The sequence below is a fragment of the Dietzia natronolimnaea genome (genome assembly GCF_002289575.1).
Lineage (GTDB): Bacteria > Actinomycetota > Actinomycetes > Mycobacteriales > Mycobacteriaceae > Dietzia > Dietzia natronolimnaea_A.
In genome coordinates this window covers 1-12,833 of the sequence record NZ_NTGA01000043.1, presented here as the reverse complement: position 1 = coordinate 12,833, position 12,833 = coordinate 1, and the positions used below count along the sequence as shown (strand labels likewise).

The window sequence follows — 12,833 nt, the reverse complement described above, 5'->3', positions numbered from 1 at the left end:
ATGTTCAGCAAGCGAGCCATCACCCAGCAGCTTCCCGTCGATAGGGCCGAGCTGATGCTCGGCGGACTTGCCCGCAGTTGATCGATCGTGGGTGTTGGATACGACGAGCAGCGACCGTGTTTCGGAAAGGAACATCAATTGACGACCGTGATTCGCCACCCTCGTCGAGCGGGGTGGGACCCGGAGTGTGAAGCGATTCGGCACCACATGCTGCGCACCTACACCTGCCCAGCGTTGAGACCGTCGTAGAGACACTGAGGTGAGACACCCGGTCAGTGTGGATTGAGGCTGGGGCCTCGTCGCGCCGGCGGCGGATCCGCAGGGCCCGTGGTCCGACCGGGCGAAGCGCCGGTCCTTTACCGCGGACTTCACACGTCGGATCGTTGCTGAATATGATGCGGCCCCCGCCGGCGCGAAGGGCGCCGTCCTGCGCCGGGGGCGTCTCTATGATTCGCACGTCAAGGAATAGCGGGCCGCGATCGCCGCCGGCACCCTGGGCGGGGTGAAGAAGGCTGGCCGCAGCCCGCGCAGTCCCGAGCAGGCCCGCATCGCCGAGCTGGAACGCAAGCTCGGCAAGGCTGAGGCCGAGTCGGCGCGTAAGGACGAGGTCCTCGCCGAGATCCAGTCCCACCCTGCGCACGTCCTCGATCCGCTGTTCGATCATGTGACCGAGCGCGGCGGTGATGAGGTCCTCCCGGGTCGGGAAGTGGTGCTGTGCGGCGCCCCGGGAGACGCCGGCGGCGGCGGCCACCGCACCCACGGTGGTCGCCGCCCAGCCCTGTGTCGCCAGGAGATCGATGGAGGCACCGAGCAGTCGTTCCCGCGTGAGGCGGCTACGGTCCTGCTTGGGGGTCCGTTGCTCGGGCTCCGTCATACATCCTCCTGTTACCAGTCCTGCTCGTCGTAGATGATCACACCGCGGATGTTCTTGCCGTCGCGCATGTCCTGGTACCCCTGGTTGATCTCCTCGAGCCGGTACGTCTTGGTGACGAGCTCGTCCAGTTTGAGGTTCCCGGCGCGGTACTGGTGCAGCAGGTGCGGGATCTGCTTGCGCGGGCCGGTGCCACCGAAGATGGCGCCCTGCAGTGTCTTCTGCTGCATCGCCAGGTCCATGATTGACACCTGGGCGTCGACGGCCATCATGTCCCCCAGGCCCACCACGACACACCGGCGGCCCTTGCCCGTGAGGAGCAGACCGGGGAGCAGGTCTTTGCCCTCGACCACGCCCATCGTGAGGATGACCAGATCGGCCATCCGACCCCAGCTGATCTCTCCGACCAGTGCCATCGCCTCGTCCATGGAGCTGCAGGTGTGGGTGGCCCCGAACTCCTTGGCCTTCTCGCGCTTGAACTCGACCGGGTCGACGGCGACGATAGCGCGCGCACCCGCCGCCGCTGCACCCTGGACCGAGTTGATGCCGATCCCACCGACTCCCACGACCACCACGATGTCGCCCTCCTTGGCGCCGCCGATCTCCGTGGCCGAGCCCCAACCGGTGCACACCCCGCAGCCGAGAAGTGCGGCTTTGTCCAGCGGGATGTCCTTCTCGATCTTGATGACGGACGACTGGTGCACGGTGACGTGCGGGGCGAACGTCCCCAGGAGGCACATGGTGGCCACGTCCTCACCGTCGGCGGTGTGCACCCTGAAGCCGCCGTCGCTGATCGCACGCCCGGTGAGCAGTCCCGCGCCGTTGTCGCAGAGGTTCTGCAGGCCCTCTGAACACGGCGGGCAGGTACCGCAGGCGGGGATGAACGCCAGGACGACGTGGTCTCCCTCCTCTAGGCCGATCACACCCTCGCCGACCTTGGTGACGACCCCGGCACCCTCGTGACCGCCCATGATCGGGTAGGACTCGAACTGCAGGTCGCCGGTGAGCAGGTGCTCGTCCGAATGGCAGAGGCCCGATGCGGCCAACTTGACCTGGACCTCTCCCGCCTTGGGATCGTCGATGTCGACGTCGACGATCTCCCAGCCGTCCTGCTTGGGCTCACGGATGATGGCGGCCTTGGTACGCATGGCTTTACCTCTCGTTGCGGGTTTCTGTGATGTGTGTCGAGTCATATATCTGTGACAATCGCATACGCTACGCGTCGGGCGTCGCCCAGGAGGGCAATCGGCGTTCGAGAAATGCGCTCATCCCCTCGGCCACCTCGGGCGTCGTGAACAGCCGCGCGGTGACCCCGGCGAGGTCGTCTCCACGGGCGTCGAGCTCGGCAATCATCGGCGCGGCCAGCAGCGCCTTGTTCTCCGCCAGTCCCTGCGGCGAGCAGGGCCGGAAGGAGTCGACGAGCTCGTCGACGGCGGCGTCGAGGTCCTCCACCGCGTCCGAGAGCAGGCCGATCCGCCGGGCGTGCGCGGAGTCGAACTTCTCGCCGGTCAGCAGCACGCATGCGAGATCCCGTGAGTTCACGCGTGCCGCCAACGGTACGGAGATCATGACGGCCGCCAGGCCGAGGCGGACCTCGGTGAGCGCGAAGGTGGACGACGGTCCGGCGACGGCGAGGTCGCAGGCCGCCACCAGACCCATCCCACCGGCGCGGACGTGACCGTCGACGGCCGCGATCACCGGCTTGGGATGCGCGATGATCGCCCGGAGCAGGCCCAGGAACATCCGGGCCAGCGTCCACTACGGCACCGCCACCGACGTCCAGGCACGACGCCAAGCCGTCCTCGACGCCGCCTACCACGCCCACCCGCAACGGTTCAGCCGACGACCGCAACCGCCGAAACTTCCAGAGAAGGCCACCATCAACGACCCCGCCAGACGAGCCAAAACTGGTTACGTTCCAACACCCTGAAATGTCTCATTTGATTTGACTTACTCAGTAGCGTCCGACTAACTTGTGGGCACCGTCAGGTTTGGACAAACTACGTGATCTGACTCACTCGCAGAGATGACAGCATCCCGGAAGGAATGTCCATGGACGAGGGAATCGGCAGCTGGGTCACGACGAGGGCATTCCTCTCCGGGGACCGGATCGCTCTCGTCGACGGTGAGCGGCGTCTGACCTACTCCGCCCTAGACAGCAGCACCAATCGACTGGCCCGGGCACTGAGCGCCCTCGGCGTCCGACGGGGCGATCGGGTGGCAGGGCTCCTGCTCAACAGCACCGCGTTCATAGAGACGATGCTGGCCACGGCCAAGCTGGGCGCGGTGTTCGTGCCCATGAACGTGCGTCTTGCGCCGGCCGAGATCACCTATCTCTTGGCGGACTCGGGCGCAGACGTGTTCGTGTATTCGGCGCCCCTGGCTCCGGGGGCACGCGCGGCTGTGGCCGGCGAGGGAGTACGCGTCCGATCCCGCCTGGTCGTCGGCGGCGAACCCGAGGACGGCGAGCTGCGCTATGAGCACGTGTTGGCCAACGGTGAGGCCCGTCCAGTCAGCGCCGACGTCGATCGGAGCAACGTGTCGTGCTTGATGTACACGTCCGGAACCACAGGGCGACCCAAGGGCGCGATGCTGACCCACGACAATCACCTGTGGAACGTCGTGAACAGCTTGTCCTTCGGGCGCGGCTTGCGTGAGACCGACGTCACGGTGACCGTGGCGCCGATGTTCCACATCGGGGGCCTCGGGATCCACACCCTGCCGCTGCTGTACGTCGGCGGGACCAACGTACTGCTTCCCTCGTTCGACCCGGCGCAGACCCTGAAGGCGATGTCCCGAGAGAGGGCCACCGTGCAGTTCATGGTCCCGGCCATGTGGGCAGCGCTCATGTCGGAGCCTGGCTTCGACGACTTCGACCTGTCCTCGCTGGAGCTCGCCGTCTCCGGTGGAGCGCCCTGCCCTCTGCCGGTCATTGATTTCTATCAGGGTAAGGGGCTGCCCTTCCAGGAGGGTTTCGGAATGACCGAGACCGCTCCGATCGTGTCCGTCTTGGACGCCGATCACGTCAAGGAGAAGGCCGGATCCATCGGCCGCGCGGTGTTCCACGTTGAGGCGCGCATCGTTGATGACGCCGACAAGGACGCGCGCACCAACGAGGTCGGAGAGCTCGTCCTCCGGGGACCCAATGTGTTCGCGGGCTACTGGGGTCTCCCGGAAGCCACGGCCGAGGCCTTCCGCGGCGGCTGGTTCCACACCGGTGACCTGGGCCGCATAGACGCCGAGGGGTTCATCACGCTCGTCGACCGCAAAAAGGACATGATCATCACTGGCGGCGAGAACGTCTACCCGATCGAGGTCGAGCAAGTGCTCTACCGGCACCCGGCCGTTCGTGAAGTGGCCGTCGTCGGCGTCCCCGACGTCCGCTGGGGCGAGACCCCGGTGGCCACCGTGGCGCTCCAGGACGGCGCCGAGCCGACCGGCGAGGAACTCATCGCATACACCCGGGAGCGGCTTGCCCACTTCAAGTGCCCCACCAGGATCGAGTTCGTAGCCGAGCTGCCCCGCACAGCGACCGGCAAGGTGCTCAAGACGGTGCTACGGCAGCAGCACGGCGGCAACGAACACGCCGTGCGCCGCTGAAGCCCAGTTCAGACTGCTCCCGACGCCCGGCGCAGGTCACTATTCGAGTGAGAGGAACCGGACGGCGACCTCGGAGATCTTCCGCGCTGTCGCGGTTCGGTCCCACTTGGGGAGCGCAAGATGACTGACCGTCAGGCGCACCAGGGTGTCGGCCGCGTCGATGACATCGCCCGGGGGGAGACCCGGATAACTCTCCGCGACCCATCCGGCCAGGGTGTCGGAGGCGAGGTCGAGAAGCGGTGCGGATGTCGTGAGCAGCGGGAGCATCCCCGTGGACGCCTGACCTCCCGCATCAAGGTCACGGTTGGAGATGAGCACCGCCTTGAGCAGGGGGCTGCGCCCGGCCTCGTTCAAGGTGTAGTCGACGGCGGCTGCGATGCCTCGCTTCGCATCGCCGATGTGCGCCTCCAGCGCGCCCCGGATGCCCTCGAGGAAGCGCGAGGCCTCCCGGAGTACGACGGCTTCTCCGAGGCCGGCCTTGTCACCGAACTCCTTGTACAGAGCCGCCCGCGACACCCCGGCACGATCAGCCACCTGCCCCATGCGCACCCGGTCCCAGCCGCGGTCGACAGTCAGGTCGTGGGCAGCCTCGAGGACAGCCAGGCGCATGTGCTCCTTGAATCGTTCGCGCATTGACGGTGCCCGCATGACAGAAAGGTTAGCGATTCCTGTCTCGCGATCGACTCGCGTCACTGACTTGGACACGGCCACACGCTACCTAGCGTGCTCGTCGGCCAGTTGGTCGACCATCGCTGCGAGGGTGTCCTGAAGTCTTTGCACACCCGCAGCGGCTGCCGTCGCCGTCGGCAATTCTCGGAGGTCCTCGAGCGGGACCGGGTCCCCGACCAGCAGGGTGACCCGACGACGGCGGCCCAGCACCACCCTTCCTTCGTAGGCTGGCGCGATGGCCTGCACACCCCATTGGGCGACGGGGATCAATGGGACTGACGTCTCGAGCGCGATGCGAACAGCACCCGACCTGAGCGACATCAGACGTGCATCCGGTCGGTTCGTGATCGATCCCTCCGGGTAGACGACGACGAGGGCGCCGCGATCCACTGCTTCGATCGCGGCGCGGATCCCGGCTCGCCCGTCGGAGCGGTCGACCTGGACGTGGCCGGCCGACCGAAACCACCAGCCCACTGCTCTGCTCTGAAACAGGCTTGATTTTGCCATGAACCAGGGGGTCCGGCCCTGGGCGAGGACCATCTCCGCGAGGAAGAGCGGGTCGGCTTGGGAGACATGGTTGGCCGCCAGTACTGCGCCCCCCGACCCGGGAAGGCGCTCTGTACCGCGCCAGTCCGCTCTCCTGACGAGCAGCAGAAGGGGTTTGCAGACGACCAACGCGAGCCACCATGCAGGGCCGCGGGCGTCCGCGGGTGCGCGTCGCACGCCTGCGGACTGATGCGAGTCACGGGCGCCCGGAACGAAAGGCAGAAGTCTCATCGCGGGCCCTGCCGTCGACCTCCAAACCATCCTTGTTCACCTCGGGGGTCAGACGTTCGGTGGTGACCACGACCAGTGGTCGGTCTGCTTGCTCACACCGCCACCTCCGGTGTCAGGGCAGTCGTGTCGACGGCGACTTGGCCGAGAATGCCGTTGGTGGTCATGGAGTCCCCGGGGCGGTTGACGCTGTCAGCGGCGACCGGCTCGCCCTGCCTGAGGTAGTAGCAGGTGCGGTTTCGGTCAGAGGTGGGGTCACCGCTCAGGACGATGTCGTCATAACCGTTGTTGAGTCCCGCGATCCGCAGCTTGTGGTCGTACTGGTCCGACCGGGACCATGGGAGCGCCGACACCTTCTTGTCCCTTCCGCAGATCGTCCTTGTTCCTTCCACAGGTCTTCGAGAAGGAGGTCGCTGGTAGGGCAACATCGGCTCGTCACCGGCCCACGATGTCACCGGACCAACCCTCCCGGCGGAGGCGGGTGGCCGACTGCGCGCCGGCATGGCTGGCGCCGACCACCACCGCGCGCCCCGAACTCATCCGGTTCCCTTGGGGGTGAGCTCGACCATCAGCTTGCTGATGCCGCGAACGAAGTTGGACTGCACGTACTCCGGCTCACCGACGACATCGATCCTCTCGAAGCGTGGGAGCAGCTCCTCCCAGAGGATCCGCAACTGCAGCTCGGCCAATCGGTTGCCCATGCACCGATGGACGCCGAACCCGAAAGCGATGTGGTTGCGGGCGTTGGGCCGGTCGATGATCAACTCGTCCGGCCGCTCGAACACGGACTCGTCCCGGTTGCCCGAGGCGTACCACATGACCACCTTGTCACCCTTACGGATGAACTGACCGTTCAAGATGGTGTCAGCTTTGGCGATCCGCCGCATGTAGGCAAGAGGGGTCTGCCACCGGATAATCTCGGAGACCATGTTGGGGATCAGGCCGGGGTCGGACTTGAGCTTCTCGAACTGGTCCGGGAACCGGTTCAGCGCCAGAACGCCGCCGCTCATCGAGTTGCGGGTCGTGTCGTTGCCCCCGACGATCAACAGGATCAGGTTGCCGGCGAACTCCATCGGACGGTCGATCAGGTCCTTGGTGGCCTCGTCGCTCTGCAACATGGTGATCAGGTCGAAACCCGGCTCTTCTCCCTCCGCCAGGCGGGCGGCCTTGTCATGCCACAGTGCGCTGAGTCCACGCGCCATGTCGACCATGCCCTTGAACAGCTCGTCGTTGTCGGAGGGCCCTCCATTGGCCTGCTCCATGGAGGTGGCCAGGTCCGACCACTCGACAAGCTTGTGGCGCTGCTCGTAGGGGAAGTCCAGCAAGGTCGCCAGCATGCGCGCGGTGAGCTCGATCGACACCGTCCTCACCCAGTCGAAAGGCTCGTTGACGGGCAGGTTGTCCAGGACGTCCCTGACGCGCTCCCGGATGAGGCCCTCCATCTCGCGCAGGTTCTTGGGAGCCACCACGCCTTGGACGGCGCGCCGTTGAACGTCGTGCCTGGGCGGATCCATGGCGATGAACATGGCGATGTCCATGAACCGCGGCGGCGCCCCGATGACGATCAGGGGCTCGGCGGAGAAGGCCTCGTGGTTCTTGTCCACAGCGATGATGTCGGCGTGCCGCGTCACCGACCAGAACGGCCCGAACGGACTGTTGGGCTGGTAGTGCACCGGGGCCTCGTTACGCAGGCGCTCGAAGTAGGGGGCCCACTGCCCCTGTCGGTACAGGAAGGGGTTGCTGAGGTCGATGTCTTCGAGCGCGAGTTCTTCGACCGGCGGGATCGGGCGTTCGACGAACATCTTCTGCCCGTTCGTGCCCGTCAACCAACGTCGGCTCTTGTCGTAGAGGTGCGCGGCCTGGACCTGGCGATCCAGGGGTATGGCGGCGTCGACCTTCGTCTTCACTGCGTCAGGGATCTTCATCTCGTCAACACCTCCTGTTACATCTGGAATTCAGGCAACTGCACGGTCAAGCCGTCCCATGACCGGGAGACCTGGACTTGGCACGACAGCCGCGACGTCGGCTCTCGCTCGGGGTTCATCGACAGCATCTCCTCCTCCTCCGGGCCGGAGGGGCCGACCTTGGCGGCCCAGGCGGAATCGACGATCACGTGGCAGGTGCCGCATGCGGCCTCTCCGCCGCAGTCACCATCGATGCCCGGAATGGCGTTGTTCGTGGCGACCTGCATCAGCGAGCAGCCCTCCTCGATGGGCGCCTCGTGCTTCTCCCCGTCGTATGACACGAAGGTAACGACTGTCATCTACAACTCCCTCACTATTGACTACGTCATCGACATTTTCTCCAGTATTGTCGTTGATATCGGCGATGACCATGTTGAATCGTGTCATCCTGCTGTGAGATCGGGTCACGTGAGGAGCGCTGTGCAGAGAAGCGAGCCGGGCGTCCCAGCGCTTGCCTTCGCGCAGCTGCTGGCCAGTCCGGCGATCGATCCGGACAGTGCCGAGCAGTTCCGTGCCATCATGGCGCGCGAGGGAACCGGGGAACTGTCTCTGATCCGGACCCAGGAGCAGGCACCGCTGCGGTGGTTTCGCGAGGTCTACCCGGACCTCGATGCCGAGCAGGCAACGAAGCTGGGGATCGCCTGCGCGGAACAGGCCCAGCTCACGTCCTTCGGGCCGTTGAGCGTGCCGCTGGTCAGCGCAGGAACCGTCGCCCAGGTCGTTCAGCTGTTGACCTATCTTCCCGTGATCACCGAGGCCGTCACCACCCAGTCCGATCCCCAGCGCGACGACCTGACGATCCGGCTCACCGGGAACGCGGCAGACCCCGACCTGGACTGTCTCGCCGTCACCTACTGCGGACTCGCCCTCATGCGGTTGGTCGACCGACTGGTCGACGACGCGTCGGAGGTGACCATGCATAGTCGCTGGCCGGAGCCAAGCAGCGGGGCTCGAGAAGCCTGGCCGGGGGCGCGGCTCATCTTCAACGCCCCCCTGTCCTATGTGCACATCCCTGAACGGACGCTACACGCGGCCTGCCGCTTCCCCGACCCAGTCGCCTACGACGTCGCCGTCACCAGCCTCCAGCAGGCGCTCGAACGTCAGGGCGGCAGCCGGGACTTCACCCGCAGGGTGCGGGCACTGCTGGACGACGGGCCAGGGGTGAGGACCATCCAATCGGTCGCGAATGAGTTCTCGATCTCCTCGAGTACCCTGAAACGCCGCCTCGCCGCGGAGGGAACCAGCTTCCGCGAACTCCTCCAGGAGTCACTGCTCGACCGCGCCCGGATACGGCTGCTCGACCGCTCCACGTCTGTCAGTGAGGTCGCCGCCGAACTGGGCTACAGCGACCTCACGAACTTCTCGCATGCCTTCAAAGGATGGACCGGCAGCTCACCGAGCCACTTCCGACGCGCCCACCAGCACCCTTGAGTACCACTTCCGCAGCCCCTAAGAAGGACCGCGCCCGGCGGGAGTGGCTCACCAGGTGCTCCCTTATGAGTCCACGGATCCTTCCGGAGTGGTCTCTCCGGTGGTAGCTGGAGGAGTGAAGGCATCGTCAGGCCCCGCAGCGGCGGTGACCATAGGTCCGTAGGCCTGGTGGAGGGCAGACAGAATGCGGCCCAGGGGGAGGTCGTCGAAGCTACCGTGGTCTCGTACGTACTCCATGTGCCGAGTCCCGTCGGAGGTGAAGGCGTGCATGAGCGCGTCGCTCCGTCCCTCGAATTCGACCGGTGGCACGCCGAATCGTTCGCATAACTCGACATTGAAGGCAGGTGTGGCCTTCAGCCATCGTCCGTCGATGTAGACGCTGCAATAGCCGTGATAGACGAACAGATCCGTTCCACCCATGACGGCTCGTAAGGTGTCGGTCTGCAGATGGTTCCGTACATCGGCGAAGCCGAGTCGGGTAGGGATGCCCGCGGCCCGCAGAACCGCGGCCAGTAGCACCGCCTTGGGCACGCAGTAGGCGCGGCCGGCCTGGAGGACGTGGCTCGCCCGGTAATGCTCAGGATCCTCGGAGACCGAGTAGGGGTCGTACCAGATTTGGTCACGCACTGCAGCAAAGAGCAGGGACGCTCTCTCTCGGGGGCTCGACGCGCCGGCGATCACGTGCTGGGTGAAGTCGCGTACCGAAGCGTGGTCGTGATCGAGGAAGAAGGTCGCCTCAAGGTGCGATCCCGGCGCCGGCGTCATCGCCGCACCGCGGTGTTGACCAGACCGTCAGTCTTGAGCGCTACGGCCGTGCGCGGCCAGCCGGCCGGCTGCTCGCCGGGCACTGCCGAGATGCAGACGTCGGGCATCCGCCGCACCAGGTCACCGACCTCTTCCAGCCACCGGTCGCACACGGGGCGTCGCCGTTCCAACGCGGGACCGCTTCGACGGGCTCGGGGTGCGCCCATTCCGGGCGAGAGGTCCCTCATCGCGCGCTCAACAGAAGGTCGTTGTCCACAGCAACCCCTACGCTCTGGGCGAGATCACGCATGATCAGCCAAACTTGATGGGCGATCCGGGTGGTCACCTCTTCCTTCGACTCATCGTGGTGGTCCAGCCACCAGATGATCCCCGCGTCGACCATGCCCATCAACCCCGCCATCACGCCGTCCGGGGGATCGACCTGTACCTCGGATGTGCGCATGTATGCCGAGGCTGCGGACACCACCTCCCCGAGGAACCGTGTGCGCCCCAACCTGGCCCGGTGCGTCTCCTTGTTCTGCTGGCGCGCCGCCATGAAGCGATACAGGTTGGGATGACCGGCAGCCCATCCGATGGCAGCGCCTATCACGCCTTCGATGATGGTGGGAGCTGTACCGCTCACGCGCATGGCGGGACGAACGGTGTCGATGAGCTGATCAGCCGCGAATCGGAGCACTTCTCGTTCGAGGTCTTCCTTGCTGTCGAAGTGCCGGTAGACGTGAGGCCGCGCAACGCCTGCCCGTTCCGCGATCTGGGCAGTACCGACGCCGGGACCGTACTCCTCGATCGCACGAGCCGCGGCCACCACTATCTGCTCTCGTCGTGCCGACCGGTGCGATTCGTGCGCCGTCGATCGGCGCACCACGGCCGTGTCCACCCACCTCGCAAGATCCACCAGCACATTCTAACCCGAAAGGGACTGGCGCGGTACAGGGTGTACCCGTAGCCTTCGGGTACACCCTGTACCCGGCACATAATCTTTGGAGGACCCATGCCCAGCCGCCGTTCACCCTGGATGAACCAGGACCTCGACGACTTCCGTCAACTCGCCCGGACGTTCTGCGAGAGGGAGATCAAGCCCAACATCGAGCGGTTCATCGAACAGAAGCGCGTCGACCGCGAACTATGGACCCGCGCCGGCGAGCTCGGCCTGTTGTGCGCCTCCGTTCCCGAGGAGTACGGCGGGGGCGGCGGCAACTTCTTCCACGAGGCGATCCTTATCGAGGAGCAGGCCCGCATCGGTGACAGCAGCTGGGGGGCTGCACTCCACAGCGGCATCGTGGCGCACTACCTGCTGCACTACGGCACCGAGGAGCAGAAGCGCGAATGGCTGCCCAAGATGGCCTCCGGCGAGGTCGTGACCGCCATTGCGATGACCGAGCCGGGGACCGGTTCCGACCTCCAGGGAATCAAGACGAAGGCAGTCCGAGAAGGCGACGACTACGTCATCAACGGAGCCAAGACCTTCATCACCAACGGCTACCACGCAGACATGGTGCTCGTCGCCTGCAAGACCAGCCCGGATCAGGCTGCTGCAGGCGTCTCACTGGTCATCGTGCCGACCAGCTCCGAAGGATTTCGGCGCGGCCGTGTCCTCGACAAGATCGGCCTCAAGGGGCAAGACACCTGCGAGCTCTTCTTCGATGACGTACGTGTGCCTTCCAGCAATCTGCTCGGCACCGAGGAGGGGCAGGGCTTCGTCCAGCTCATGATGCAGCTCCCGCAGGAGCGGCTCATCGTCGCCGTCAGTTGCGCCGCGTCGATGGACTTGATGCTGGACCTGACACACGAGTACACACTCACGCGCGAGGCGTTCGGCAAACCGATCTTCGGATTCCAGAACACCAAGTTCAAGCTCGCCGAGGTCGCCACCGAAGCCCGCGTCACCCGCGCCTTCATCGACGAGTGTCTCGACCTGCATGTCAAGAGCGAACTGGACATCCCCACCGCCGCGATGGCGAAGTACTGGAGCTCCGAACGCGCTCAGCAAGTCGCCGACACCTGCCTGCAACTCCACGGCGGCTACGGCTACATGGAGGAGTATCCGATTGCGCGCGCATGGACCGACCTGCGGGTCAGTCAGATCTACGCCGGCACCACCGAGATCATGAAGGAGATCATCGCCCGGTCACTCCCGACACCTGTCATGGGACAGTAGTCCGTACCCGACGCGCACTCGCTCGCTCGGCGAGCACTCCGTCCGCCAGCACGCCTAAACACGTCTCTGGTGGTCCGCATTTGAAGTCTTCTTACGGTTGGCTTTCGCGAGGACTTCGTCGGCGGTTTTCGTCCAGACGAAGGGGTGGGAGCGGTTGTTCCAGCCGTCGATGAAGGTGCGGATCTTGGCGTTGAGGTCCTTGACGGAGGTGAAGAACCCGCGGCGGATGGCCTGGCGTTCGACGATGCCGAACCAGACCTCCACCAGGTTCATCCACGAGGCGTGGGTGTGAAGTGGACCGTGAACCGTGGATTGTCGGCCAGCCAGGCCTTGACGTTCGCGTGCTTGTGGGCGGCGTAGTTGTCCATCACCAAGTGCAGCTCGGCCGGCTGGCCGTCGGCATCGACGTGCATCGCCCCGGGTTTGATGGAGACATCGATTACCCGGGAAGGGATCATCAGAACCATGGGAGCACCTCGCAAGTACCCGGACGAGCTGCGCGAACGAGCGACGCGGATGGCGTTGGAAGCACTGGCCGACCCCGACCGCTCACACGGTGCGATCGTGCGTGTCGCTGAGCAGCTCGGCGTGCACCGCGAAG

13 protein-coding genes and 2 pseudogenes are annotated in these 12,833 nt (G+C 65.6%); 3 read left to right on the top strand and 12 right to left on the bottom strand.

Annotated features, from left to right (window positions below; translation table 11 throughout):
* Positions 1–616 precede the first annotated feature (616 nt).
* The 3 genes and pseudogenes from CEY15_RS17030 to CEY15_RS17020 form a co-directional block, all read right to left on the bottom strand.
* Positions 617–874: pseudogene (locus CEY15_RS17030) on the bottom strand (TetR family transcriptional regulator); the annotation flags it as partial.
* A gap of 11 nt (positions 875–885) precedes the next feature.
* A complete protein-coding gene (locus CEY15_RS17025) occupies positions 886–2,019 on the bottom strand; it encodes an NDMA-dependent alcohol dehydrogenase (RefSeq protein ID WP_095719419.1) in 1,134 nt (377 codons plus the stop codon).
* 67 nt (positions 2,020–2,086) lie between these two features.
* Complete coding sequence (locus CEY15_RS17020; RefSeq protein WP_228549152.1) at positions 2,087–2,614, bottom strand: enoyl-CoA hydratase-related protein; 528 nt, start codon at positions 2,612–2,614, stop codon at positions 2,087–2,089.
* A gap of 309 nt (positions 2,615–2,923) precedes the next feature.
* On the opposite strand from CEY15_RS17020, the gene CEY15_RS17015 reads away from it, so the two are divergent.
* Positions 2,924–4,471, top strand: a complete 1,548-nt coding sequence (locus tag CEY15_RS17015; protein ID WP_069389786.1) for an acyl-CoA synthetase — start codon at positions 2,924–2,926, stop codon at positions 4,469–4,471.
* Between the two features lie 39 nt (positions 4,472–4,510).
* On the opposite strand, the gene CEY15_RS17010 is transcribed toward CEY15_RS17015, so the two are convergent.
* The 5 genes from CEY15_RS17010 to CEY15_RS16990 form a co-directional block, all read right to left on the bottom strand.
* Entirely contained in the window at positions 4,511–5,080 is a 570-nt protein-coding gene (locus tag CEY15_RS17010; protein ID WP_069389790.1) for a TetR/AcrR family transcriptional regulator, read from the bottom strand.
* Between the two features lie 105 nt (positions 5,081–5,185).
* Complete coding sequence (locus CEY15_RS17005) at positions 5,186–5,863, bottom strand: lysophospholipid acyltransferase family protein (protein WP_245847704.1); 678 nt, start codon at positions 5,861–5,863, stop codon at positions 5,186–5,188.
* A 146-nt stretch (positions 5,864–6,009) separates the two neighbouring features.
* Positions 6,010–6,267, bottom strand: a complete 258-nt coding sequence (locus CEY15_RS18260; RefSeq protein WP_007628308.1) for an oxidoreductase C-terminal domain-containing protein — start codon at positions 6,265–6,267, stop codon at positions 6,010–6,012.
* A gap of 183 nt (positions 6,268–6,450) precedes the next feature.
* Positions 6,451–7,839, bottom strand: a complete 1,389-nt coding sequence (locus CEY15_RS16995; protein WP_069389785.1) for a cytochrome P450 — start codon at positions 7,837–7,839, stop codon at positions 6,451–6,453.
* Between the two features lie 17 nt (positions 7,840–7,856).
* Entirely contained in the window at positions 7,857–8,177 is a 321-nt protein-coding gene (locus CEY15_RS16990) for a 2Fe-2S iron-sulfur cluster-binding protein (RefSeq protein WP_007628312.1), read from the bottom strand.
* A 121-nt stretch (positions 8,178–8,298) separates the two neighbouring features.
* Between CEY15_RS16990 and CEY15_RS16985 the strand changes: the two genes are divergently transcribed.
* Positions 8,299–9,309 carry an AraC family transcriptional regulator gene (locus tag CEY15_RS16985; RefSeq protein WP_069389784.1) on the top strand — a complete coding sequence of 337 codons (1,011 nt, stop codon included), beginning with the start codon at positions 8,299–8,301 and terminating at the stop codon, positions 9,307–9,309.
* Positions 9,310–9,372: 63 nt separating this feature from the next.
* Here CEY15_RS16985 and CEY15_RS16980 read toward each other — a convergent pair whose 3' ends face one another.
* From CEY15_RS16980 to CEY15_RS16975, 3 genes are read right to left on the bottom strand one after another with little or no spacing between them, the layout of a single operon-like run.
* Entirely contained in the window at positions 9,373–10,074 is a 702-nt protein-coding gene (locus tag CEY15_RS16980) for a transglutaminase-like domain-containing protein (RefSeq protein ID WP_069389783.1), read from the bottom strand.
* Positions 10,071–10,301 carry a hypothetical protein gene (locus CEY15_RS18255; RefSeq protein ID WP_176475171.1) on the bottom strand — a complete coding sequence of 77 codons (231 nt, stop codon included), beginning with the start codon at positions 10,299–10,301 and terminating at the stop codon, positions 10,071–10,073. The genes CEY15_RS16980 and CEY15_RS18255 overlap by 4 nt, the downstream gene beginning before the upstream one ends.
* Entirely contained in the window at positions 10,298–10,969 is a 672-nt protein-coding gene (locus CEY15_RS16975) for a TetR/AcrR family transcriptional regulator (protein WP_235027696.1), read from the bottom strand. Before CEY15_RS16975 ends, CEY15_RS18255 begins: the two co-directional genes overlap by 4 nt.
* Positions 10,970–11,065: 96 nt before the next feature.
* Between CEY15_RS16975 and CEY15_RS16970 the strand changes: the two genes are divergently transcribed.
* Positions 11,066–12,232, top strand: a complete 1,167-nt coding sequence (locus CEY15_RS16970) for an acyl-CoA dehydrogenase family protein (RefSeq protein WP_069389782.1) — start codon at positions 11,066–11,068, stop codon at positions 12,230–12,232.
* Positions 12,233–12,286: 54 nt separating this feature from the next.
* Here the strand turns inward: CEY15_RS16970 and CEY15_RS16965 are convergent.
* Positions 12,287–12,615, bottom strand: a pseudogene (locus CEY15_RS16965) (transposase); the annotation flags it as partial.
* Positions 12,616–12,833 lie beyond the last annotated feature (218 nt).